The organism is Stenotrophomonas sp. Pemsol (assembly GCF_003586545.1).
In the GTDB taxonomy this organism is placed as follows: Bacteria; Pseudomonadota; Gammaproteobacteria; order Xanthomonadales; family Xanthomonadaceae; genus Stenotrophomonas; species Stenotrophomonas sepilia.
Genome location: NZ_CP025780.1, coordinates 2016858 through 2042683 on the forward strand (window position 1 = coordinate 2016858; position 25826 = coordinate 2042683).

General features: G+C 68.7%; 15 protein-coding genes. 3 read left to right on the forward strand and 12 right to left on the reverse strand.

Annotation, left to right across the window (positions count from 1 at the left end; translation table 11 throughout):
* Positions 1 to 84 precede the first annotated feature (84 nt).
* Entirely contained in the window at positions 85 to 546 is a 462-nt protein-coding gene (locus PEM_RS09425) for a general secretion pathway protein (protein ID WP_181453220.1), read from the reverse strand.
* 103 nt (positions 547 to 649) lie between these two features.
* On the opposite strand from PEM_RS09425, the gene gspH reads away from it, so the two are divergent.
* Genes gspH through PEM_RS09440 form a run of 3 tightly spaced genes read left to right on the forward strand, consistent with a single transcriptional unit; the run spans position 650 to position 2066 of the window.
* Positions 650 to 1096: a type II secretion system minor pseudopilin GspH gene (gene gspH / locus PEM_RS09430; protein ID WP_053500980.1), complete on the forward strand. Its 447-nt coding sequence runs from the start codon at positions 650 to 652 to the stop codon at positions 1094 to 1096.
* Positions 1093 to 1455: a type II secretion system minor pseudopilin GspI gene (gspI, locus tag PEM_RS09435; protein WP_111128590.1), complete on the forward strand. Its 363-nt coding sequence runs from the start codon at positions 1093 to 1095 to the stop codon at positions 1453 to 1455. Before gspH ends, gspI begins: the two co-directional genes overlap by 4 nt.
* Positions 1452 to 2066: a prepilin-type N-terminal cleavage/methylation domain-containing protein gene (locus PEM_RS09440; protein WP_111128591.1), complete on the forward strand. Its 615-nt coding sequence runs from the start codon at positions 1452 to 1454 to the stop codon at positions 2064 to 2066. The genes gspI and PEM_RS09440 overlap by 4 nt, the downstream gene beginning before the upstream one ends.
* Before the next feature lie 354 nt (positions 2067 to 2420).
* On the opposite strand, the gene PEM_RS09445 is transcribed toward PEM_RS09440, so the two are convergent.
* The 11 genes from PEM_RS09445 to PEM_RS09495 form a co-directional block, all read right to left on the reverse strand.
* Positions 2421 to 14804: a filamentous haemagglutinin family protein gene (locus tag PEM_RS09445; RefSeq protein ID WP_111128593.1), complete on the reverse strand. Its 12384-nt coding sequence runs from the start codon at positions 14802 to 14804 to the stop codon at positions 2421 to 2423.
* A 199-nt stretch (positions 14805 to 15003) separates the two neighbouring features.
* Entirely contained in the window at positions 15004 to 16179 is a 1176-nt protein-coding gene (locus PEM_RS09450; RefSeq protein ID WP_053499834.1) for a substrate-binding domain-containing protein, read from the reverse strand.
* 270 nt (positions 16180 to 16449) lie between these two features.
* Complete coding sequence (gene gspF, locus PEM_RS09455) at positions 16450 to 17649, reverse strand: type II secretion system inner membrane protein GspF (protein WP_111128594.1); 1200 nt, start codon at positions 17647 to 17649, stop codon at positions 16450 to 16452.
* Between the two features lie 7 nt (positions 17650 to 17656).
* Positions 17657 to 19090: a type II secretion system ATPase GspE gene (gene gspE, locus PEM_RS09460; protein WP_053499838.1), complete on the reverse strand. Its 1434-nt coding sequence runs from the start codon at positions 19088 to 19090 to the stop codon at positions 17657 to 17659.
* Positions 19087 to 21468, reverse strand: a complete 2382-nt coding sequence (gspD, locus tag PEM_RS09465; RefSeq protein WP_111128596.1) for a type II secretion system secretin GspD — start codon at positions 21466 to 21468, stop codon at positions 19087 to 19089. The genes gspE and gspD overlap by 4 nt, the downstream gene beginning before the upstream one ends.
* The gene (gene gspM / locus PEM_RS09470; protein ID WP_111128597.1) at positions 21465 to 21992 is read right to left on the reverse strand and encodes a type II secretion system protein GspM; all 528 of its coding nucleotides are present in this window, start codon (positions 21990 to 21992) and stop codon (positions 21465 to 21467) included. The genes gspD and gspM overlap by 4 nt, the downstream gene beginning before the upstream one ends.
* Positions 21989 to 23152, reverse strand: a complete 1164-nt coding sequence (gene gspL, locus PEM_RS09475; protein WP_111128599.1) for a type II secretion system protein GspL — start codon at positions 23150 to 23152, stop codon at positions 21989 to 21991. Before gspL ends, gspM begins: the two co-directional genes overlap by 4 nt.
* The gene (gene gspK / locus PEM_RS09480; RefSeq protein ID WP_032954238.1) at positions 23149 to 24054 is read right to left on the reverse strand and encodes a type II secretion system minor pseudopilin GspK; all 906 of its coding nucleotides are present in this window, start codon (positions 24052 to 24054) and stop codon (positions 23149 to 23151) included. The genes gspL and gspK overlap by 4 nt, the downstream gene beginning before the upstream one ends.
* A gap of 9 nt (positions 24055 to 24063) precedes the next feature.
* A complete protein-coding gene (gspG, locus tag PEM_RS09485) occupies positions 24064 to 24501 on the reverse strand; it encodes a type II secretion system major pseudopilin GspG (protein ID WP_005416799.1) in 438 nt (145 codons plus the stop codon).
* A 57-nt stretch (positions 24502 to 24558) separates the two neighbouring features.
* Positions 24559 to 25116: a hypothetical protein gene (locus PEM_RS09490; RefSeq protein WP_240431614.1), complete on the reverse strand. Its 558-nt coding sequence runs from the start codon at positions 25114 to 25116 to the stop codon at positions 24559 to 24561.
* A 144-nt stretch (positions 25117 to 25260) separates the two neighbouring features.
* A complete protein-coding gene (locus tag PEM_RS09495; protein ID WP_005416804.1) occupies positions 25261 to 25812 on the reverse strand; it encodes a hypothetical protein in 552 nt (183 codons plus the stop codon).
* Positions 25813 to 25826: the final 14 nt, after the last annotated feature.

Below are 25826 nucleotides of genomic sequence, written 5' to 3' on the forward strand. Positions count from 1 at the left end.
GCCTGTGTAGCGCCGAGCCCATGCTCGGCTGTCTTTGCATTCATCGGCGATGCCGCGCAGGAGCAGCCGAGCGCGGCCTCGGCTCTACAAGTCAGCCGGCACGATGCCATCAGTTGGCACTGGTGGCAGCGCGGGCACTGGCAGGCTGCGCGATTGACCGGCCTGGTTCAGTTCCACTGCGCTGGCATTGATGCTGGCCAGCACCGTACAGGGCCCCAGCCGCTGGCCGGGTGCGTACGCTTCGGCAGGACGCCCATCCACCGAAAGCAGCGCCAGCGGCGCGTGGTCGCCGGCCATCACACCCAGCACGACCACCTCGGTCTGCACCGCGCCCGGGGACAGCAGCCGCACCAGCGGCAGGCTTGCCACCGCATCGAACATCGGCCGCACCGCCGCCTCGGTCTTCGCCTCGCTGGCCACGGCCGCCGGCGCCACCGCAGACAGAGTGATGCTCCAATAGGCGACTACGGCCAGCAGCAGCGCCGCCGCCAGCAGGGTCAACATGCGATTGCGATCCCAGCGCCTGCCGTCCATGTTCCGCACCATCGCCACGTTCGTGTCTGCCCACGCTAGCAGGTGCGGCTGACGCTTTTGTTTCATCATGCGGGCCTACGCTGGCAGGCATCGACCCGGACAGGAGGCAACGTCGATGCAGCGCGTGCCGCGTGGTTTCACCCTGCTGGAACTGATGGTGGTGCTGGTGATCATCGGTATCTGCACGGCGGGTATCGGGCTGGGCCTGGGCAGCCTGCTCGACCCGGGCCGGCAGCTGCGACAGGAAGCCGAACAGTTGGCGCAGCGCCTGCAGGTGGCGCGCGACGAGGCCCGGATCGATGGCCGCCCCCTGCGCTGGCAGGCCGACGCCGCCGGCTACCGCTTCAGCCGCCGCGAAGGCACCCGTTGGGTGGATGTGCAGCGCGACGACCTGCTGCGCCCACAACCATGGCAGCTGGCGGGCATCGCGGTGCAGCCGACCACGCCGATTGAACTGAGCCCCGAGTGGATTGGCGTGGCGTGGGAAGTGACGCTGTCGTTGCAGGGCCGCCAGCTGCGTCTTCGTGATGATGGCAGCGGACAGTTGCAGGTCGTGCAGTGAAGCGGAACAAGCACGGGTTCACCCTGATCGAAGTGCTGATCGCATTGGCGATCGTTTCAATTGCACTGGCGGCGGTGATGCGTTCGGTGGCGGTGGCTACCGACGATCAATCGCGCCTGCGCGACCGTCGGCTGGCACTGATGTGCGCGCAGGACCGCTGGCAGGAGCTGCGCCTGGCTGGGCAGCCGCCGCAGGATGCACGGCAGCGCTGCGTGCAAGGGCGCAGCACGTTCCTGGTGCTGCAACATCTCGGCACCGGCAGCGACAGCCAGCCGCAACTGGAACTGAGCGTGGTGGCCGAAGATGCACCGCAGCAGTCCCTGGCGCGGATGCAGCTGCCATGGACCACCATGCAATGAAGCGGGTCACGCGTGGCTTCACCCTGATCGAAGTGATGATCGCGATCACCATCATGGGTGTGCTGGCGCTGATCTGCTGGCGTGCGCTGGACAGCGTGGCCAGCAGCGACCAGCGCCTGCGCCGGGCCGATGCCGAAACCACGACGGCGCTGCGCATCCTGCAGCAGTTCCAGCGCGATATCGAGATGCGTGCCGACGACGCGCTGATGAATGGTGCAGTGCGTCCGGCCGATCAACCGCAGCGGCTGCTGCCTCCGTCCCTGGTAAGCGAACGGCACCCGGATGGCAGCTTCGCGCTGGAGATCACCCGCAGTGTCGGCAGTGATGGACTACGCTGGCAGCGGGTGCGCTGGTGGCGGCAGGGCAATACGCTGTGGCGGGCCAGTGGCGCGGCGACGGATCGATACCCCCTGCCCGCGCCTGAGCCGTCGAAAGGCATTGCGGTGGCCAGGGATGTGCAGCGGTTCGAGGTACGCGCCTGGCAGCCGGGCGCGGGGTGGGCGCTGTTGCCGAGCGAAGGCGAGGTGCTGCCGGCCACCGGGCTGGAACTGCGGTTGGGCCTGCGCGATGGGCGCGGGTCGCTGAGTTACCGGCGGGTGCTGGAGCTTTAGGATTCCTCCCAGGCAAAGCATCCACGCATGGCGTGGATCTACTGCCGAGCGGCTTCTACTGCCCGGCCTGCTTTGGTGGGTGCCGACCTTGGTCGGCACTGATGCTGGCCCAGCCATCCACGCATGGCGTGGATCTACTGCCGAGCCTGCCGCCGGGTGCCATCCTGCGCCCGGCGGCGCCGTGTCGGTGGTCCTCACCGCCGATGGCCGCTCCCTGCCCTCCGTGCCGTCCTGGCTGGGGCCGCCACCGTTCCCTGGCGGCTGGCCCGATGCTGTCCGTTCTTCCTGGTCAGTCCCATCCACGCATGGCGTGGATCTACTGCCGGCCGCGATCGTGCCGATCAGGGTCGGCACCTACCTGCGCTGCGTGCCGTCGTCGCGGCTGGCCTGCGGGAACTGGAATGCGCTGTCTGCGTCGTAGCCGCTGTTGGCGGTAGTGCCGCGCGCCGGCGGCGCTACGCTGCTGGTACCGCTGCCGAAGCCCAGGATCTGCACGCTGATCACCGACGGCTGGTTGCGCCGTGCGTCGTCCTGGCTCTTGCGCATCACGTCCTGTGCCGCCTGGCTGGCGCTGTTGGCTGCCGCACTGGCCGCGGCCAGCGCATTCACGTTGACCGATGCCAGCACCGGCAGGCCCTTGCTCTCGCCCTGTACCTGGATGTTGGCCGCGTTGAGCACCTGCAGCGCGGCCAGATTGATGTTGCCGGAGACGCGTATACCGGCCTCGCCCGCATCGATGGTGCCCAGCGGTGCGATCAGATCGACGTCGCCCGGCGGCACTTCGGCGATGGGGTTCAAGGTCGCGATGCCAGCACCGCTGGCCGGGGCCTGCGGCGACAGGATCACATTGCCCCACCCGTCATAGACGCGGCGCGGTGGCGTGTACAGCAACGTCGTGCGCGAACCACGACCAGCATTGATGTCACCCTGCTCCGACCACGCCAGGATGTCGCCGCCGAACGTGGTCATCACCCGCGACAGGCCCAGCAGCACGCTGTCCTGGCTGAACAGCCGGATATCGCCCTGCCCTTGGGTCACCAGTCCGGCACTGGCCGGGGGCACCACGCCCTGCACACCGATCACGATCTGCCCACCCGGCGCCATCAGCTCGATGTTGCCACCCGCTTCGGTGCGCACGCCGGAGCCACCGTACATCACGATATCGCCGGTACGGTCGATCGTCGCGCCGGTCGCAGCCTTGTCTGGCATCAGCGTGGCGATGGCCTCGCGCCCACGCAGGTAGGAGCCGAAGCGGGGCCCTTCTGCATCGGTATATTCCCGTCCACCTTCGCGCAGCTCGGCGTAATAGACATGGCGCAGGAAGATGTGCTGCTGTTCCTGCGGCAGCGCATCGAAGGCAGCCAGCGCCCCGTCGCCGTCAGCAGCCACGCCGAAGCGCTGCTGCAGCCACTGCGTCAGTTCCTGGTCGTAGACCTTGACTGCCTTGCCCGGCTGCGACGCAAGCGATTGCACGGGATCGGCAAGGTTGACGGGGTCCAGATAGCGGGCACGCAGGGCCGCGTAATCGATCTGCTGGTTGCCGGCCGTCAGCGCGATGCTGGCGCCGGGACGGGTGTCGCCCTGCACGATGCCACCGAGGCTGACGATGCTGCCCGCATCCTCCTGGCGCAGCTGGCGGCCGGCACTGATCTCGGTGTTGCCGGGGCCGGCGATGGTCGCGTTCAGATGCACGATGTCGCGGCCCGCCGCCGCCACCGTGATGTCGGTGGGCGCGGTGTTCAATGCGGTCATCGACACCCCGAGGATGTCCCGGCCTGCCCGCAGTTGCACGGCGCCGGCGGCCTCGAACCAGTTCAGCTGTGTGCGCTGCCCCACGTTGGGATCCAGCGTGCGCCGGGCGCCGGTGGCCAGACCGATGATGTCGCCCTGCACCGCGTAGAAGCGGCTCGGCGCCAGGGCCGCAGAAACGGTGGACAGCGGAGTATTCGGACCGAACGCAAACAGCGGAAGCGACGCGTCCGGCGATGCAATGTTGCCGTCGACCGACAGGTTGTGCCGCGAGCGGGTCACATTTCCGCCGGAATCCCCCTGCTGGGCCAGGAATGCGGGGTCGAAGGGTCCCGGCAGGCGCGCATCCGCGCCCGAGCGCGCGATCTGGGTCGCGCCACGTTGGGCGAAGATGCTGCCACCGGCCAGGACGTCCAACCGTCCCGTTGCCGAGGGTGCCAGCAGGATCACATCCTGCGTCCCCGGCGTGGCGCTGATCCGGTCCAGCTTGATGTCGCCCTGCGCAGCAATGGCGCTGAAGCGCGAAGGATAGAGCCAGTAATTCAGCAGATCATCACCACCACGCACAACAAGCTGGACCTGCTCGCGCCACAGATTGCTGCCGGTCACGTTATCCGGCCCGGCGAGGCCTGGCGCGAGGTCACCACCGGCACTGAACAGATCCACGGCCGTGCTGGCGGTCCACAGGGAAAACCACGTGCTGCCTGCAGCGCGCGCGCCATCATCCTGCAGCACCGCGCTGTAGTTGGCCAGCGGCACCCGGCCTGCATCGGCGACCCCGCCGAGCACCACATCGCCCCGTGCCTGCAGCTGCGCGACCGCATCGCCCAGCACCAGCACCGGTCCGCCCATCGCGCGGGCGGCGTCGGGCGCAAACAGGTCTGCGGCGCGCTGCTGACGCAGCGTCGCGTAGTTTTCCAGGGTGACGCCCATTGCACCGATGCGCCCGGCATCAAGCTGCAGGCTGCCACGCAGATTGCTGAAGGTACCGTTGAGGTCGAGATTCTGTCCCGCCCTGGAGGGATTGAGGCTGGAGATCGTCGCCTGCAGATTCGGATTCAGTGCGCCACCGATGCGCAACCGCAGGTCGCCGCCACCGGTCAGGTGCAGCTGGCCATTGCTGACCCGGCCGGTCGATCCCACCGCCGCGATGATCGCGCCCGAGCGTGGTGCGCTCAGCGAGCCCAGCGCGTCGCCCATCGGATCGCGGACGCCGGCATTGCGCCCGGCCTCAAGCGTCAGGTCGCCGCCGCCCAAGGTGCCGAAGCCGGTGAAGCCGACCATCCGCGGAGAGGCGCCAGCGGCAGCGGACACGTTGGTGTAGGTACCAAAGTTCACCCACCAGCTGGTCGGCACCGGCTCCACGCCGGTGGTGCTGCCGGTTCCCTGCCGCCACAGCCAATTGCCGACCGCGGCACTGGAGTACAGCGACCAGTCGCGCTCGCTGGTGCCCGACTCCGCGCGCGCGGTCCAGGCGTCGCCGACGATATCGCGCCCGGCTTCGACCCGCAGGTTGCCACCATGATCGGGATACCAGGCCTGGTAGCCTGCGATCGCTGCGTCATAGCTGCCCGGCACCAGGTTCGGCCCCAGCAGTGCGGTGTTCCAGGGAGCCGCTGCACGGGGCGAATTGAAGGCAGCGTCGTGGCCCCCACCCAGCGCGGTGGGAGTGCCGGCGGTGTAGACACCGAAGCCTGACTTCATCACGACGTCACCGGCAGCGAGCAGTTCCATGTCCCCCTTGCCGGTGCGCAGCACGCTCCACGCCGGCGTGCCCGCGCGCTTGCCGTAGGTGGTCACTTCGGTCTGCGTGCCGCCGCCGGCGCAGTAGGTGGGCGCGGTACTGCAGAACTCGTCTTCGGTCATGCCGAACATCGCGGCGAAGTCCTTCGCAGGGGTGCCCACGTAGGACTCGTCACCCCAGTAATCCAGCGAGCCCTGCGCGGCCACCTGGCGGGGTGCCGGGCCGCAGTAGTCGGCCGACATCGCGCAGAACTCATCTTCGGTGAAGCCGAACATGTCGGCCAGCTCTGCGATCGGGCGGCCCGCATAGGACGTGTCGCCGATCCAGTCCAACGATGCCCGCTCGGTCAACGCACGATCACCCACCCAGATGATCTCGGACTTGACCGTGCCGATCGAGCCCTGGTGGGTATCAGCCAGCACCACGCTGCCTTCGCTGCCCCAGCGCCGGCTGCGTGGATCGGCCGCCCCGGCATCGGCACCGGCAACCACGGTCAAGTCCCAGGAGGTGGTGCCCTCGGCCAGCATCGGCGCCAGCGCCCAGTTGCGCCCCTGGTTGCCGTTGGCATCGGCCGGCCTCAGATTCACCGGCGCGTCGCCGGGCAGCTCCACCTTGGTCAACGAGGGAATGTACGCGCCCACCTTGAGCGCGACTTCCCGTGCCAGGCGCAGCGCAACCGGCAACACCGCGCCGGCGGGCCACTCCTGTGCCGCCACCTGTACCGCACTGCGCAGGCGGAAGCCGGCTCCCAGCCGCGCACCTGCCGCCAGCACCAGCGGCTCCTGCAGCACGGTGCCCGCGGCCAGCGTCTGCCCGGAGTCGGTGGTCACTGCCGCACCCAGTACAGTACCCGCGGGCAGGCGCAGATTCTGCGAGATCACCATCGGCGCGGGCAGCACGGTACCAACCGGAAGCGTTACCGATTCGACCGGCACGTCGTAGTTCAGGCGGGTGCCGGCCTGGAACTCGGTGCCGGGCTGCAGCTTCACTCCGTCCACCGGCACCACCAGGCCACTGCCGAAGGGGGTGTGCCCGGCGCTGCCATTGCGACCCTCATACAGCTGCCAGCCCCCCTCATCCGGCGTGGGCGGTGGCGGTGCGAAGCCATCGTTGATGCTGCCGTAGACATTGATGTTGCCTTCGGCCCGCAGCACCAGCGAGGCCGATTCGCCGAAGCCACGCCGCGATGGATCGGCGCGGTTGGCTTCGGGTCCGTAGCGGTAGCCGGACAGATCGATGTCGCCGGCAATGGTCAGGTCGCCGTCCGGGTTGGCGTCGCTGCGCCGCGCCACCACCTGCACGCCGGGACGAAGGCGGACGTCACCCAGCGCGCGCGTGCGCTGCTGCAGGTCCGGGTTGCCCAGCGCACCATCGATCCACGCCACGCTGTGCGGATCGACCACCTGGTCCAGCCACTGCTGGGTAACCAGCTGCGCGCGGTTGCCGCGCACATCAGCGGTGCTGGCCAGGGGCGCATCGTCGTAACGGCGGACACCATTGAGCTGGATGTCAGCCGCGCCATCGATGCGCAGGCCATTGGCCGCGGCAATCGCCGCGTCGTTGCTGCCCACCCGCGGCACATCGATCTTCAGCGAGCCCCGCGCCATGCCGTCGTTCTGTCCAGGGCCGTCGCCGACGGCCACGCCGCTGCCGGCACGCAGGTCCAGGTGCGCCGCGCTGCCCAGACCCACGGCGCCTTCGGCGCTGCCCAGCGTGATGGTGGCCCGGTTCGGACTGTCGATGATCTTGCCATGGCTGTCCACGCGCAGGCCGGTACCGTGCGCGTCCAGCGTGCCGTCCACCTGCAACTGGTCGCGGGCGTACAGGCGGATGCTGCCGACCTGCTCGCCGCTGGCATCGATGCGGCCGGCCACGGTCAGGCTGCCCGCGTCGACACTGATGTCGACCCGGCGCGCCTTCACTTCGTCGCCGATCCGAAGATCGCCTTCACCGATCTGGAAGCTGCGGCCGCCAACGACACCGCCGGCGGTCAATCGCTGGTTGAGGCCGGCGAAGTCCTGCAGCTGACGTGCCCGCACCACAAGTTCACCGCCGTCGTAGGGCACCAGCGTGCCGCCGGCATCGTAGCGGCCACTGGCGGCACCCTGGAGAACACCGGCCAGATCGGCTTGGCCGGCCACTGCGGTGACCGTCATGCGCCCGGCGCGGTTGTTGCGGGCAGAAACATCGATGCGGGAGGCAGCATCGGTGCGGATGTCACCCGTGTCGCTGGACAGCAGGACATCACCGCCCCAGCTGAACTTGTCCACGTCGTACAGCGGGACCTTGCGCCCGGCCAGGTCCAGCACCGCCCGGCCGCCAAGCGTGATGCCCTGGCGTGCGCTCGCCGACAGCCGTCCTGACGCCAGCGCGATCGTGCTGTCCAGCGTGATCCGGTTGGCGTCGATGCTCAGCTCACTGCCCAGTGCATCGCCACCCGCCTTGCCGGTGCCCCCCTGCAGGCGGAACTCGCCGCCAGTGCGCACGCGCAGCTGCGCGGCGGGATCGGCGGTCAACAACGAGGTATCGATGCCGAGGCTGCCTCCGCTGTACTGCCAGCCCTTGTCGGCCAGATAGTCGCCGCGCTGCTGGAACACGTCCAGCGTGCCCTGCGCGGAGAACGACAGCTGCTCCGAAGCACTCAGGTTCAGCGCACTGAATCCGAGCACCTGCCGGTTCGCAGGTACTTCAGAGCTGGGACGGCTGAATGGTGCCCGCCCGAGCTGCAGCTGGCGGGTGACGAGGTCCAGCTGCCCGGCGCCGAGCCGGTCCACCATCGGATCGGCCGGCGGCACCGACGCGTCGCTGCCCGGCGCCTGGCTCGCCGCCAATGCGCCGTCCCAGACCAGCGTGTCCACCAGGATGCGCGCACGGTCGGTCGCCGCGCCGTAGCCGCGGATGGCCTGCGCACCCAGCACAAGCGTCTGCAGGCCACTGCGGCCGGTGGCACTGTCGCGCGCGTCCAGGTCGACGCTGCCGAACACGTTGACAGACTCCCGCGCGACCAGGCTCAGCGTGTCCAGCGCCGGCGCGCCGGTGGCATCATTGCCGCGCAGCAGTTGCTGCAGCACGGACTGGTTCATGGTCATGCCACTGGGCAGTGCCCCTGCCGCAGCGGCCTGTGCGATCGCTTCGGCACTGCCGAGGTTCAGCGCCGCCATGCTCAGGCCGAGCTGACGGGTGCCATAGCTGACCGAGTCGCGCATCTGCAGCGTGCCATCGGTCGCTACCGCGATGCTGCCATCGGAAACCAGCCGGGCCTGGCCGTCGCACGCCGCTTGGCACCCCCCGATGTCGATCGCCACCGGACCGGCCTCCACGCCCGTGGTGCCGGTGATCAGGTTCAGGCGCTGGTTGGACACCGCCAGCAGGCCGCCGGAGACCTGGTAAGGCAGCGTCGCGCTGGCACCCGCGTTGGCGGTTGCGAACGGCAGTGTATCGAGGGTCGCACCGGCCTCGACCAGCACGCCGCTGCCACCGGAGGCCGCTGCCACCAGCACTTCCGGTGCGTTCAGGGTGACGCCGGAACGGATCGCCACACTGCGCGCCTGGCCGGTCACCGCCACCTGCGAGGCCTCCTGGCTGAACTGCCCGCCGATGATCATCCGTGCCGGCAGGAAGGCATTGAGCGCGTCGTCGCTGAAGGTGGCGCCGCGATCACGCGCCTGCGATTGCGCGCTACCGTCAACGATCTCCAGTGAACCGACCGCCGGGCTCGCCAACGTGGCTGCCAGCGTGCCGCCGCGCCCCTTGTCGGTGGCGGCGCCGAACCGCGCGGTGCCGGCGAAGCGGATGGCAGGCGTGTCTGCACGACCTGCACCTTCGCCCAGCGCAAGGGTCAACCCGAGCGCATCGATGGTCTGCCAGCCACGCGACTCGCCGCGGCGGTCGGCCACCGACTGCGCGAAGCTGTTGTAGGAGGTTTCGTTGTAGCCCGAGTGCCGGCGCACCACTGCGGCGGGCGTCAGCAGGATGTCGGTGAGCAACGGCGAGATTGCCGCGCCCAGCGCCGTGCGCTGCTGCCCGGACACACGCCAGGTGCCGGTGCCGGTCGCGATCGGTTGCACGATGCCCGAGGTGCCGGTAGCGCCCAGCTCCACCCGGAATGCACCGGGCTGCAGCGCATAGCTTGCCGGCATCAGCGTGTAGGTGCCGGCCGCCAGGCCGGGCACGCCAGCCGGCACGGTGATCTGCTGGCCCACCGCCGGAGCTGAGAATCCTTCTTCGCCGCTGGCGGCGAACGCCCCGGCGCGTCCCGGTACGATCGCGTACACCGGGTTGCCCGACGCACTGAACGCGTAGCGCGGATTGGCGTCGGCCAACGCCGTGCGCAGCACGTCGACAGAGCCGCCGCGCCCGGACACGAAGGCCGCACCGGTCAACTCACCACCGCCGGACATGTCCAGCAGTGCCCCCGACGCCACCTCGATCTCGTTGGCCTTCAGGGTCACCCCCATCGAGGAGATGCCGGCCGGCGCCAGCGAGCTCAGGCTGCGCGTGCCTACCCGCCAGTCGACACCATCGACGGTGCCACCATAGGGCAGCGACAGGCCGGCACCGCTGGTGGAGGTAACGCTGCCTGGCAGCAGTTCCACCCGGCTGCCGATGGTTCCGTTCTGGATCAGGCCGCCCAGCTGCAGCGTGCCCATCGGCGCCTGCACGTTGCCGCCCTGCTGCACCGTGGCGGCCACCAGGCGAAGCGTGCCCAGCGCCGATTCCGGCGCCGGCTGCGTGGCCGCACCTGTGCCGTGGATTCGCAGCACGGCAGCTGGATCGGCCCAGTAATCAGCGGTCTGCACGGTCTGCGCCGAAGCGCCGGCCACCAGTGTGCCGACCGCGCCTGCGGTGGGGTACAGGCGCGCAGCGGTGACGTCCATCGAACCGGCCGTCATCAACGCGCTGGTGTTGCCACTGCTGGCAATGCCGTTGGTCAGGCGCACGTCACTGCGGCTTTCCAGCGCCACGTGGTCGAACCCGGGCAGCCAGGTGACGTCGCGGATGTCGATCAGCGCGGCCTGCACCGCCAGCGCGTGATCGTCCGGCCCGGCCGAAGCGACCGCCGCAGTGCCCTGCAGGTTCTCGCCCGCCAGCTGGCCCCAGCGCGCCTGCGCCAGGCGGACGTAGGGCGCACTCAGCCGCAACGCCGACGACGGCCCGGCATCCACGGCCATGCCCAGGCTCGAAGTGCCCTGGCCATGGATGCGCAGGCTCTGGGCCAGGCGCAGGTCGACATCGCCAACGGCGCGGATGTCACCGAACACGGACAGGTTGTCGAAGCCGCCCGCCTGCAGCTGCTCGACCGACAACGCGGCGTGGCCATACTCCAATGCGGCCGGCAGTGGCTGCACCGGTGCGCTGTGCTGGCTGAGGGTGATCGCACGTGCCCGCAGTACCTCCTCGCTGGCGCCACGTGCATGGATGCTGCCGCCGAAGGCCAGCCCAAGCGTGCCACCGCGTGCGCCGGCACCACCGGCGGCCGCGTCCATTCCGCCCTCCAGATACAGCGCATTGGCCGAGCGCAGCACGATCTGCCCGCCGTCGCTGTCCACGCGTACACGGCCTTGGCCGTCGATATCCAGCTCGGCCGACGCCCCCCGCGCCTGCAGGCGCGCGCCGCGTTCGACCACTACGAACGCTTCCGGTGGTCGGTTGTCGACGAATGCTGCGGTCTCCCAGTCCAGCGCCCCGCCGATCTCGATGCGTCCACCCGCGCGCACCTGCCCACGCAGGCGGCCGCTGGGATCGGGCAACGAGATTGCGTCTGCATCGGCATCCAGCAGCGCGCCTTCGGCGAAACGCCAGGTGCGTTCGGTGCGCTGCCCGGCGTACAGCGCATTCTGCGGACGCACATCGTCGATCACGATACGGCCGCCCTTCGCACGCAGTGTGCCTTCAACATCGATGTTGCCTGCACCCAGCAGCGAGATCGTCTGCCCTGGGTCGACCGCCACCAGCGCATCCTTGCCGACGCGCAGGTCACCGCCCACGCTGTTGCGGTCCGAACGCAGGCTGATACTCGCACCGGCGCGCTGGCTGACGCGCCCGTTCGACGGATCGGCGCTGTACAGCGGCACATCCCACGCCGCCAGTGCGGACGCCCGATCGGTTGCCATCTGCGCGTCCTGGGTCAGGCGCAGGCCTGGCAGGGCAGCGACCAGCCGCGCGCCGTCGGCCACCGCCACGCCTTGGTGGCCGTTGATGTCGTACTGTGCGAAGCCACTGCCGAACAGGCCGGGATCCAGTCGCAGCGACGCGTCCGCCGGGTCCGCATCGCCCACTCGAACGCGGCCACCGGTTCCCAGCGAGAAGGCACCACTGCCCTGTCCTCGGCCACTGAACCGGCTCCCCTCGCCCAGTTGCACCCGGCCACTGCCGTCCGTCGTAACCGTGCTGCTGTTGGCCTGCAGGCTGACGCTGCCCCCTTTGCCGATGCGGCCCTTGCCGCGCAGGTCCAGCGCGGCGCCGGCCTCGACGTCCACCGTTGCCTCGGCGCCCACGACCACGTCATGACTGTTGCTCAGGCTCAGGCGGCCGCCATCCGTCCAGGCACCGCTGGCGTCGAGCGGCATCGCCAGTGACGCGTTGCTCCATTCACCGGAGAGATCGATCCGCGTGCCGCCGGCAATGGCGGTGCGGGCGCGGCCATCGTGCAGCAGCGCCGTCGGCCGCCCCTGGACATCCAGCAGGTTGCCCGCCGACAGCTGGCCGCCGGCAATGCCGATGTCGCCTGCCAGTTCCACCTCGCTGCCGGTCAGGTTGAGCTGTCCACCTGCCTGAAGCCGAAGGCTGCCGTCGATGCGGATGCGATCGGCGGTCGCCAGGTCGATCCGTCCCCACTGCTGGGCACTCAGCGCTGCGATATCCAACCACACCGTGTCACGCCGCTCCTCGTTGACCGGAGCCAGCAGCGACCACGCCGCCTTCGCCGGAGCCTTGTCATCCAGGCGCACATCCGAGCCGAACACACCACTGCGGCCCTGGCCGTCGTAGCGCCCCAGGTACAGCTGCGCATTGCGCGCCACTGCCGTCTGCGCCTGCGCATAGCCATCCAGCGCGGCCTCCGGCCTGCGGTTCTGCTGCGCGCCCTGGAAGGTGGTCGTCTCAACCTTCCCATCCAGCACTGCGGTCGGTGCGGAGACGATCAGCCGACCTGCATCGCGGCCGACGGTGTATCCGTTATCGACACGCTGCGCCGCGAATACGATCGGATCACGGAAGGTCTCAGTGATGCCCCAGCGCTCCTGCTTTACTTCATGGCCGCTGTACAGGCCATCGAACAGCATCTCCGCCGGCGCCTCATCAAGGCGGTAGACCTGGCCGTCGACGCCGCGCACCCAGCTCTGCCGGACCACGCCGCTCTGCACATCCAGGCTGCCGCCGGCAAGGTTGATGCGTGAGCCACCGTTCGTGATCACTTCCCTGCCGCCCAACAGGACGGTGCCTCCCTGCGCAGCCCACTCGCCGATCGAGTGCCCCTGGTTGTCGAGGTAGCCACCCACCTCCAGCAGGCCGCCTGCAGCGTACCAGCGCTCCCCCTCGTAGCCCCCGGTACCGGCCGGAACGTGGACCAGCCTGCGGCGATCGACCCAGACTTCACTGCTGGTCAGCTTGCCGCTGTCGCGGTTGTCCAGGGCATCGCGCAGTTCGTTGCCCTGCACCTTGACCTGGACATTGTTGCTTTCCATCGACACCTGCACGCCCACTGCGCCGGACACGTCCACGCGCGCGGCGTCGTCTACGTAGCTGCGGGCCGCCGCATCGGCGATGATCTGGCCGCCCGTGGCAACCGTCAGCGAATCCCTGCTGAAATGGATGTTGCCACCCGAGACGATCTCCACCCGCGACTGGTCCCGGCGATCATTGTGCTGGGACAGATTGTCGAAGGTTGCCGAGCGCGCGCCAGCGCGGATCGCGTCCTGCTCTGCCGACTCCTTGATGAGGCTGTCGCGCTGCGTATCCAGCACCGTGGCCTTGCCATCGTCCTCGATCAGCACCGCCGTAGTGGCGCCATCGGCGAGCGTGACGCTGCTGCCGGCATCACTGGCCGAGGCCAGAAGATGCACGGTGCCGCGCTGTGCGAGCGTGGTGCTGGCCACGGCCACACCGGCCTGCTCGACGCTGCGCCCGGCCAGAGTCACGTCACCCTCAAGCGCGCGCAGCAGGCCGGTGTTGCGCACGCTGCCAGCCGTGCTGCCGGCGATGAAGCGCGGCGCGATTTCATTGCCCCGGGTGGTGGAGCTGGAGTTGGTGGCCGTACCCACGCCGCGCCGGATCACGAAACTGTCTCCCGCAGCGAGCTGCACCTGGCCCTTGCGCGCCTCGATATGGCCAGCATTCTCCACGCTGTGCCCGGCCAGCAGCACGTAGCCACCGCCGCGCGTCGCACTGGTCGGCTCATGGGTCGCGATGCGGGCACCCTGCTCCACCATCACCTTGCCGAATGCATCGCTGAGCGTGCTGCTGCTGGCGTCGGGGCTGTACAGGCCATTGTCGCGGAACTGCGCATCGCTGATCCGTGCTGCAGCCGCCAGCAGATTGCGTACATTGACCTGGCTGTTGTTGCCGAACACCACTCCGTTGCGGTTGGCCACGAACACCGTGCCATTGGCCTTCAGCTGGCCCAGGATCTGGCTGGGCCGCGCCTGAGGATCGTTGACGCGGTTCAGTACTGCCCAGTCAGGGTGCTGCAGGAAGTTCAGCGTTGTGTTGCCGCCGATGTTGAAGGTCTCCCAGTTCAGGATCGCCTTGTCCGCGGTCTGCTCGACCGTGACCTGCACCCGCCCGTCGCTGCCCTGCGACTGGATCGCCTCGCGCGCGTTGCGCCAGCCACGGGTCAGCGGATTCTGGTCGACGCTCAGGCCGTCCTTGCCGAGGCCGTCGGCAACGACGAAGCCAGCTTCGCGGCGCGCCTGCCGCGCCTGTTCCTGCAGGCGCTGCTGCAGGGCAATCGCCTGCGCCGCCGTGCCAAGATTGTCGATCGACTGCTGCAGCTTCTGCCGTGCTGCGTCCTGCTGCTGGGCCGGCAACTGGAACTGGATCGGCACGCCGTTGGGCATCCGGCCACTCTGTGCCGCGCTGCCCTGGGCCGCGCCCCGTTCGGCGAACCAGCCCGGACTGAACGCCTGCTGCGCCTGGCTGGCCGGGGCCACCATGCTCCCCAGTGCGACTGCGATGGCCCACGCCATCGGATGATTGCGGCGCATCGACGCGGCCGGACGAACAACGGACGGGAGCGGGTGCGACATCGGAACCTCATCAACCTGGTGGGCCGCGGCTGCGGCGACGATCGGGGAGACACGCGCAACGCATGCCCTGCCACTGATAGACGGTTCACGTGGCACGAAGCCGACAGCGAAACACTGCGGCGGCGGCACCGTCGCGGAAATGGCGACGCCGGCCCAGAGGCCGGCGTCGCGTCAAGCAGGATTCAACCGGTGCTGCGGATTACAGCGGACGACCGATGCCGGCGCAGGTGCTGGGGTTGTTCAGGCCGGCAGTGCTGCTGGCCAGCACGAAGCGGTTGCGGATCGCATCGCGCCAGGCCTTGGTAAGCGGAATGAAGCCGTGGTCGGTGATCGACTTCTCATACGTGACGGTGTAGGTGGCCGGATAGTGGCGGGCCAGGAAGCCGCGCAGGCTGGTGGCAACGCTCGAATCCTTGTAGCACTGGCCGATCACCAGGTTGGTGTAGCCGGCGATCGGATAGCCAGCCGACGGGTTGCCGAACACCGGCACCCAGTTGGCGGGGTTCTCAGCATCGGTGCCGGTCGGCGGAGCGACGGTGTCCAGGGTGGCCTGCACGCTCACCTGGTCCGGCGAGAAGCCCTTGACCTTGGCGACCTTGGTCGCATCGGTCAGGCTCGGGATCACGTCCGGGCCGACGTAGCCGATACGGCCTTCAGCAGCGTAGACCGTGTTGTACAGCGAGGTGCCACCGGTGGCCGGGGCGGCCACCAGGAACGCCGGCAGGTTGCCGTTGGCATCGCGCTTGTACAGGTCGGCGAAGGTCGACTTGATGGCGAACTTGCCGCCCACCAGCTTCGAGGTTTCAGCGTTCTCAGCGGCACAGGCCGCGGTCAGGAAGCGGCTGAACATTTCGCTGGTACCGCTGCTTTCCGCGCGGTACACCACCTGGATCGGGCCACTGCGGTTGGCATCGATGGTCGACCAGTCGCTGATCGCACCCGAGAACACGCCGCAGATCTGCGCCACGCTCAGGTCCACCGCCGAACCGGCTTTGTTGAACGGGATGGTGACCGAGGTGGCCACCGACGGCACCTGGATCAGCGCGCCGTAGCGGTTGGCGTTGGTCGGCTGGTTGAAGTTGGTGGTGTAGTTGCTCAGCTCGGTGCTGCTCAGCACCGAATCGCTGCCGGCGAAATGCACGGTGCCGGTGGTCGAGAACAGCGCCGAGTTGTTTTCCAGGAAGGCCTTCTTGCCGGTACCCGAACCGGTCACGGCGTAGGTGAAGTTCGCCGGCAGGATGCTGTCGGCCGAACCCTTGTAGAGGTCGGCCGGCAGCGAGGCACCGCCGCCGGTAACGGTCTGCGCCGAGGCGGCGCCCACGGTAGCGAGCAGCGCGGTGGCAACCAGCGCGGCCAGGGTCTTGTACTTGGTCATGATCTTCTCCTGAAGGGTTTACTGCGAAGGGAAACGCCAAGGGAGGAACGGTCACTACACGCCTGCTGCCGCCGAGGGCCTCCCAGCCCACTCTGCGGCGACGGGTCCATGCTGGTCCGCGCCGATGACAGGCCGCTTAAGAAACCTGTGGAAGATCGGAAAAAGGTGTGGAGGATTGTGTGGAGAAATCCAGGCACCAGTAGATCCACGCCATGCGTGGATGTGCCGCCCATGCGCGCGTCGGTTGATCCATCCACGCATGGCGTGGATCTACTGCACCAGCTGATTCATTTCCATGATGGGCATCAGCACGGCCAGCACGATCGTCAGCACCACGCCGCCCATCACCAGGATCATGGTCGGCTCCAGCAATGCAGTCAGTGCCATCGCGCGGCGCTCGATCTCGCGCGAGATGGTCTGTGCGGCGCGGTCCAGCAGTGTCGCCAGCGAACCAGTCTTCTCGCCGCTGGCCACCAGGTGCACCAGGATCGGCGGATAGACCTTCTGCACCTTCAACGCAGCACCCAGTGCCGCACCTTCGCGTACGCGTGCAGCCACATCATCGGCACAGCGCGCCAGCAACGCGTTGCCCAGGGTCTGCCGCGCCGCTTCCAATGCGCGCAGCAATGGCACGCCGGCATCCAGCAGGATCGCCAGTGTCGAGGCGAAGCGCGCACTGTTCACGCCCAGCACGAAACGCCCGACCATCGGCAGCCGCAGCAGCATCGCGTCCCAGCGCAGGCGCAGTTCCGGCCGGCGCAACGCCAACCGCCATGCCACCACCAGCGCAGCGATGCCGAGCCCCACCCACATACCCCAGCTGCGCACGAACGCGCTGGCGGCCAGCATCACCTGGGTCAGCATCGGCAGCGTCTGCCGCGCCTGCACGAATGCGGTCACCACCTGCGGCACCACGTAGCTGAGCAGGAAGATCACGATCGCCACCGATACCAGGCTGATCGCCGCCGGGTAGATGAAGGCGGTCAGTACCTTGGCCTGCAGCGCATTGCGTTCCTCGATGTAGTCGGCCAGACGCTCCATCACCCGCGCCAGATCGCCGGAATCCTCACCTGCACCCACCAGCGCCCGATAGATCGGCGGGAAATCGCGTGGCCGCGCGGCCAGTGCCACGGTCAGGCGCTGGCCGGCGCGCACGTCGGCGCGCACAGCGGTGAGTGCCTGGGCCACGTGCGGGCGCTCGGCCTGTTCGATCACCGCACTCAATGCAGCTTCCAACGGCAGGCTGGCCGCCAGCAGGCTGGCCAGCTGGCGCGTGGCCCAGGCCAGCTCGCTGGCCGACAGGCGGCGAGCGCCCCAGCCAGTGCCTGCACTCCGTGCCGCGCTGACCTGCACGGGTGTCAGACCGCGCCCACGCAGCAGCTGGCGAGCACCGCGCGGGCTGTCGGCGTCCAATTGACCCTTCTCGATGCGGCCCTGCGCGTTGGCAGCCTGGTAGTCGAACAGTGCCATGCAGGCCTCAATCGTCGCCGGTGACGCGCAGGATCTCTTCCAGCGTGGTCACCCCGCTGTCGACCCAGCGCTGGCCGTCCTGCCGAAGGGTCCGCATGCCGGCCCGCCGCGCCGCCTCGCGTAGCGCAGGCTCACCCTGCCCTTCATGGATCAGTGCGCGTACCCGGTCGTCCACCACGAACAGCTCATGGATGCCCGTGCGTCCGCGATAGCCACTGTTGGCACAGGCCGTGCAGCCCACTGCGCGCCATACGGTCCGGCCTTCGCCATCCAGCTCGGCACGCCGGCACTGCGTGCACAGCCGCCGCACCAGCCGCTGCGCCAGCACACCGCGCAGCGACGAGGCCAGCAGGAACGGTTCCACGCCCATGTCGGCCAGGCGGGTCACCGCCGAGACCGCATCGTTGGTGTGCAGCGAAGCCAGCACACCGTGCCCGGTCAGCGACGACTGCACCGCGATCTGTGCGGTCTCCAGGTCACGGATCTCGCCGATCATGATGGTGTCCGGATCCTGGCGCAGGATCGCGCGCAGCGCGGTGCCGAAGCTCATGCCGATGCGCGCATTGACCTGGATCTGGCCGATGCCGGCAAAGTCGTACTCCACCGGATCTTCCACGGTGAGGATATTGCTGGTGCTGCTGTCGAGCTGGCCCAGCGCGGCGTACAGCGAGGTGGTCTTGCCGCTGCCGGTCGGCCCGGTCACCAGCACGATCCCATGCGGCTGGCGGATCAATCCGGTGAACGTGGCCAAGGTGTCATCGGCCATGCCCAGGCGCTGCAGCTGCAGGCGGCCGGCATCCTTTTCCAGCAATCGCAGCACGGCGCGCTCGCCATGCCCGGTCGGTACAGTGGAAACACGGATGTCCAGCGGCCGCCCGCCCACGCGGATCGCGATGCGCCCGTCCTGCGGCAACCGCTTCTCGGCGATGTCCAGGTGGGCCATGATCTTGATGCGCGACACCAGCGCCGCGTGCAATGCGCGCCGTGGCTGCACCATGTCGCGCAGGGTGCCGTCCACCCGGTAGCGCACTACTGAATGGGTCTCGAATGGCTCGATATGCAGATCGCTGGCGCCATCGCGCGCGGCCTGTGCCAGCAGCGCATTGATCATGCGGATCACCGGTGCATCGTCCTGCGCATCCAGCAGGTCGGTGACCTCCGGCATGTCCTGCATCAGCCGGTCCAGATCGACTTCGCTTTCGGCGGCACCGACCACGGCGGCGGCATCACCGCCGTCACGGTACTGCTCACCCAACCGCTGCTGCCAGGTCGCCGCATCCAGGGCCTGAAACGGAAGCGGGCCATGCCGGCGGCGCAGCTCGGCCACGGCCCACGCTGCGGTATCGTCCGTTCCCAGCAGCACCGGCTCGCCACCGGCTTCGGTCAGCATCACGCCGTGGCTGCGCACCCACGCGTACGGCAGCGGCACAACGGCGCTCACGGCCCGATCACCAGTTCCGGCGTGTAGCCCAGCCCGCGCAACTGCTGCAGTGCCGGATCCAACGTGGCCGGATCACGCGGCAGACGCACGCGCAGGCGTTGCCCACTCTCGCCCGGCGTCGCCTCGGCGTAGGCCTGCAGGCCCAGCGCCCGCACCTGCGCCACGCCCTGGCTGGCACGGCTCGGCTCCAGCCCCTGTGCGAACTGCACCAGCTGCGCATCGCCGTCACCGGCCGGATACAACGCTGCCAGGCTGGTGTTCTGCAACGGCTGGCCGTGGCCATCGCGCGCATTGCCCTGGCCGAGTACCGTCAGGTCCTGCGGTGGGAGCTGCGGCGCCGACAGCGCGGGCAAGGCCCAGCTCTGTACGGGCTGCGCGCCGGCCTGCGCATTGCGCATGTAGTCGTAGCGGTCGCGGGTCAGGCGCTGTCCTGCGGCCGGGTCGCGTACCACGTGCGGACGCAGGAACACCATCAGGTTGGTCTTGGCGCGCTTGCGCGTGTCGCTGCGGAACAAGGCACCCAGCACCGGGATCTTCCCCAGCCCCGGCACCGCATCACGGCCGTGGCTGACGCTGTCTTCCAGCAGGCCACCGAGCACCATGATCTGGCCATCGTCCAGCAGCACGCTGGTATCGAGTGCGCGCTTGTTGGTGGTGATGCCGGCCGTGCTGTTCGCGCTCTGCGCGTCGATGCTGCTGACTTCCTGGTAGATGTCCAGCTTCACCGTACCGCCCTCGGAAATCTGTGGGCGCACCCGCAGCTTCAGGCCCACGTCTTCGCGCACGATGGTCTGGAAGGGGTTGTTGCTGCCGCCGCCACCGTCGGTCACGTAGCGGCCACTGACGAACGGCACGGTCTGGCCGACCATGATGCTGGCTGCCTCGTTGTCCAGCGTCATCAGGTTCGGCGTCGACAGGATGTTGGCGCCGCCCTTGCTCTGCAGCGCAGTGGCCAGCGCCTTCATGTTGAGGATCTGGCCGACACCGGGCAGGTTGATGGTGCCGTCGATCACGCCGATCTTCAGGCCATCCTTGGGCAGCACGTCCAGCGTGGTACGCGCACCGGTATTGAGCCCGCTACCGCCGGTAGCGCCCCCGAAATGGGTGCCGCCAAACGTACGGCCATTGCCCAGCATCCACTGCACGCCCAGCTCGGCCGCGTCGGTCTGGTTGACCTCCACGATCAGGCTTTCCACCAGCACCTGCGCACGGCGCTGGTCGAGCTGGTCGATCACCCGCCGAAGGTTGCGGTACACCGGCTCCGGCGCCGAAATCAGCAGGGTGTTGGTGGCCACGTCCGCCTGTACCGAAATGCCGTTCTGGCTGAAGCCGGTGCTTCCTGCATCGATCGGGTCGCCCCGGCTCGGGTCCAGCCGCTGCGATTCCAGCGCATTGCCCCCGGGCTTGGCCTGCTGCGGCTGCGACGTCTGGGTGGGCGTGGGACGGTTGGCGTCACCCGGCAGCGGGGTGATTCCTTGGTTGCTGCCCATCGCCGGTGCATCGCTCTGTCCGGCTACCACGCCACGCAGCACACCGGCCAGCTGGTTGGCCTGGGCGTTGCGCAGGTAGACCACATGCAGGTTGCCGGACTCGTCCTGGGCACGGTCCAGCTTTTCCACCAGCTGCCGCGCCAGGCGGGTGCGGCCCGGGCTGCTGGAACGCAGCAGCACGCTGTTGCTGCGCGGGTCGGCCATCACCACCACCTTCTGGCCCGGCTCGGCACCCTGCGCATCCAGCAGCGGTGCGACCATTGCCGCCACATCCACCGCAATGCCCTGCTGCAGCTTCACCACATCGGTGTCCATGCCGGCGGGCGTGTCGACGCTGGCGATCACCCGCGCGATGCGATCCAGGTTGTCGGCGTAGTCGGTGATCACCAGGGTGTTGTTGCCTGGATTGGCGGTGATCGGGTTGTCCGGGCTGATCATCGGCCGCAGCACAGCCACCAGCGCCGCCGCATTCTCATAGCGCAGCGCAAAGGTGCGCGTGGCGATCTCGCCCCCTGCACCACCGCTGCCCACCCGTCCACCGAGCAACTTGGCATCGGCCTGCGGCACCACCCGGCTGACGCCGCCGTTCTCGACCACGGCGAAGCCACGCATGCGCAATGCGCCCAGCAGCAACTGGTAGGCCTGGGTACGGCTGACCGGGCCATCGGAAACCACCGTCATCTTGCCGGTCACGCGTGGGTCGACCAGGAACTGGCGCCCGGTGAAGCGCGCCGCCATGCGCAGCACGCCGCCGATGTCGGTGTCGACCAGGTTCAATTGCACCGGCTCATCGCGGGTGTCCTGCGCCAGCACGGGTGCCGGCGCGTGGCCCATGCACACGATCAGTGCCAATGCGGCACTGCAGGCAAGGCTGCGCATCGCCCTCATGGATGGGCACCCGCAGTTGCCACCATCACGATGTGTCCTGAAATCCGTGCCGCCGGCATGTTCGCATCCCCTGTGCGTGTCAATTGCAGCTGCTGCAACTCGATGGCCGGGTAGGCCAGCAGCGGCAGCAGCCAGTTCCATAGCGCATCGGCGGGTACGGCCCGTACCTGCAGGTGCCAGCGCCCGTCGCGCGCTTCGATATGCAGGGCGTCGGCCAGACCGGCAGCCTTGATCTGGTCACGCAGCCCGGCCAGGGTCGGATGCTGGCCCTGCGCCAGCTGCTGGCGCTCACGCGCGCGCAGCAGCGGCGCCAGTGCGCGGGACTGCGCCTGCAGCCGTGGCAGTTCGGCCTGCCAGTGCGTGCGCTGCTTCAGCAGGGGCTCCAGCCATAACGACCACAGGCCCGCCACCAGCAGCGCCACCACCATCACCCACAGCATCAGCCGGTCGCGCGGTGGCAGGCGTTGCCAGCGCTGCTGCAGGCCCACCAGCCCCTGGCCCAGCCGCAGGGTTCGGGTCGTCACTGTCCCGCTCCGCTCACCCGCAGGCGTCCACCGGCATCGCGCGCCAGCTGCAGCCCCTGCGCCTGCATCGCTTGCTGCCAGCGCTCAAGCCGCTGTGGATCGTCGGCCAATGCCTGGGCATCGGCGTCCAGCTCCAGGTACACCTGCCCGGGTTGGTATTGCAGGCTGTGCACCTGACCCGCCAGCTCCGGAACCGCATGCAGCGTGCTGGCGACCTGACGCTGCAGCGCCGGCAACGGTGGCGCTGGCGGCGGAACCGCCAGCGCTCGCCTTGCCTGCAACACCGGGTCCACCACGTCGGTGATCTCCGGAAAGCGTGCGCTGAACTGCCGTGCCATGTCCTGCTGCAGCGCCTCACCCTCGATCCGCCAACGCGAGACCTGCCACTGCAGGCCAAGTGCAGCCAGCAGCACCGCCGCCAGTGCCAGGCCGATCGCCAGTCGCGGCGCTTGACGGCCTGCGCCGGGCAGCGGCAATGACCACCCCGGCAAAGGGCCACAGGCCTGCCGTTCATGCGCGACTGCGGTGCCCGGCAGGCTGTCCGGCCACGCCGGCGGTACGCTGTCGATCCATTGCACGGCCCGCACGCCGGCCTGTTGCAGGCGGGTGGCCAACGCCTGCATCACCGCAGACGCGTCACGTCCGCCATACCATTGAACAAGTCCCCGATCGCGCCCGCTGCGCACCAGCAGATGCTCGCCGCTGACCTGCAGCGTGGCGTGGCCGCGCTGCCAGGGCAGCAGCAGTGGCGTCGGATACAACGCCTGCAGCTGCAGCGCACACGAGGCCAGCAGCTGCTGCGCCTGCGCGATGGCCTGCTGGCCGAGCCAGGCCACCGGAACCGTACCGTCTGCCGCCTGCGCACCGTGGGCCAGCGCCACCTCCTGCAGGTCATCCAGCAGCATGGCCTCCACCTCGCCCTGCAACGCCGCCTGCAGGCGGCGCCCGGACAGCGGCGGCAGCTGCAGTTCCAGCAGGATCAGGTCGTTCGGATCAAGGCAGGCATGCACTGTGGCCCGCGGATGCCGCAGACCCAGCGCGGCCAGCGTGTCGCGGCCGTGTGCCACTACCTCGTCCTTGTGCAGCTGCGCCCAGTCCACCGCGCTGTCGGCGCGCAGGTGCGCCAACGGCGGCAGGCGCACCCGAAGCTGCACCGTCATGCGCCGATCCTCGTCCACACCCGTTGTACACGTACCCCGTCGTCGCGGTACTCGCGCCAGAGCAGCGCGCGAAAATCAACCGCGCTGCCGTCAGCCTGCACCCGGCCCACGGCCAGGAACCACTCGCTATGGATACCCAGCGGAAGCACGGCCATCTGTTCGTTGCTCAGTTGGAGTCGGTTGGCGATGTCACCGCGGTTGAGCAGCCAGTGGCCGGCGTCGCGCTCAGCGAGCAGCGCCTGCAGCCTTGCCGGTTCCACCGCAGGCGCGACCGCCTGCAGGACGCTCAGGTCGCAGGTGTTGGCGTTGACCAGGGTCTGCGCCGGCAACACCACTGTGCGCCGCACCAACGCCTGCAACGCCACCGGGTCAGCGCCGACCAGCGCCTGTTCGATCAGTGATTCGCGCGGCAGCGGTGCCTGCGCCTGCACATCGCCGTCGCGCAGGCGCGCCTGGATGTGGTCCACCGCGGATGCGCAGGTGCCCTGGCCCAGCCCCTGCCCGGCGCACAACGCGACGAACGCGCCCCGCGCCTCGGGGTCCGGCCTGCCCTGTGCCAGCAAGTTGCGCAGGTTGAACATCGACTGCGCATCGACCAGTTGCAGCTGCACCGGCAATGGCGCCTGCAGTTCCAACGGGCGCGCCCAGCGCCCGCTGCGCACCGTGGTCAGCTGTTCCTTGACATCCTCACGCAGCTGCTGCGCCGCACGCTCCAGCGTCGCATCCACCGCCATGCGTACCTGTGCGCGCAACTGGTCGCCGCGCAGCGCGCGCAGCTGCGCCGACTGCCGGGTCAACAGCGCAGTGGCAATCACGGCCACCAATGCCACCACCAGCAAGGCGACGATCACCGCCACGCCACGCTGGTGGATGCATGAAATCGAACGCGTCCGGGCTGCCATCAGCACGCCTCACAGCTGCCAGGAGCCGATGTCTGCGTTCCCGGCGTCGCCACCGGGCTTGCTGTCCGCACCCAGCGAGAACACATCGATGTCGCCATGAGTGCCTGGAACCTGGTACTGGTACGGATGGCCCCACGGATCATTCGGCAGGCGATCCAGATACGGCGTCACCGGCAACGCACCGCTGCCCTGCGGCGGCTTCACCAGCGCCTGCAGGCCCTGTTCGGCACTGGGATAGCGCCCATTGTCCAGCTTGAACAACTTCAGCGCCTGCATCAGCGCCGCGATGTCCTGGCGCGCCGCCACCACACGCGCCTGGTCCGGACGGTCCATCAACCGCGGCACGATCAGCGCGGCAAGGATGCCGATGATCACCACCACCACCATGATCTCGATCAGGCTGAAGCCCTGCTGCCGAGCCCTGCGACCACCTGCCTGCCTTGCCATTGTTCCGCCCTCGTCATCCTGGAAGAGACCGCTGCACCATGGTCAGCGGTGCATGTGTCAGTACGATAAACATCCGCCTGCGATTCGCTGCGCGGTTGCCTGTGCGGCCGCTCGTGCAGCCGGCGCGCGTGCCGCCTCGAACAGGTGAGGCGGCACGCTGGCCAGTGTTTCGTCGATGCACCCGCGCAGCAACGGATGCACGCACGCCTGCAACAGGCGCACACACTGCGTCGGCGACCACGCGGTGCCGTGGTCGAGGCCAATGAACATCCGGTAGGCCTGGTGGTAGCGCAGGTCGTCGTACACACGCTGTGCACTGTTGAGATCACGCACGACCACCAGCAGCGCCGCACGTTGCAGCAGCCGCGCATCGGCTGCGCCAAGCGGCAGCGCGCTCATGGCCGCGTCGGGCCAGGGCCACAGCCGCAGGTCGAGGGCCTTTCGAAGTGCCGCCAGTGGATGCGCACTGCTGTCCAGTGCCGCCCAGCGTGCCGCATCCACCCAGGCGTCACTGGACAGCACCCAGACCCACGAGCGCCCGTAGCGCTGCACGTTCAGTGGCGTGTGCCGTGCCTGTTCCAGTGACTGGCTCAGGTGGCGATCCAGCTCCAGCATGCTGATCCTGCGACTGTCTTCCATCTGCGCCGCCCGTGCTCCGCGACGCGTGGTGCGTCGTACTCTGGAGAAGACGTCAGCAAGGCAGGTGAAGCGACACCGCGAATGCAACTCTGTGCACGGGGTGGCGCTTCATCGGCAACGTCATCGCAGCGTCATCCGCCTGCAGGCTTCGCGCTGCAGCCGCGGTGCGTCACCCCCACAACGGCGGGCCAGTACCGCCACGTCGCTGCGTGCAGCGAATGCGACCAGTGCATCGGTCATGTCCACGTCATCGCACCATGACGCCAGCGCGACGCGCAGTGCGGGCAGCTGCCACCCGTCCATCACCCCATGGGCGCCCGCCACGAACCAGTGCCAGAGCCGATGATGCAGCACCTGCTCATGCAGCTGCGTGAGATCGTCGATGCCATGGATGTCCGCCAACAGCAGTGCGCGTGCAAGCGCCGCAGGCGGCAGCGCCCCGGATTCGACCAAGGGCATCTCCTGCTGCTGCAGCCGCAGCAGCATCGCCAATGGGTGTGACTGCGGATTGAAGTCCAGCAGCACCGCCTGCTGCTGCCACTGCGCGTCAGACACCACGCACACCCAGGGCGAACCATAGCGATGCACCATCAAGGGCCTTCGCTGGGTGGTTTCCAGCAATGCAGACAGATTGCGACGCAGATCGAGCACACCGATGGTCTCGTTGCGCATCCTTGGCTTCTCCT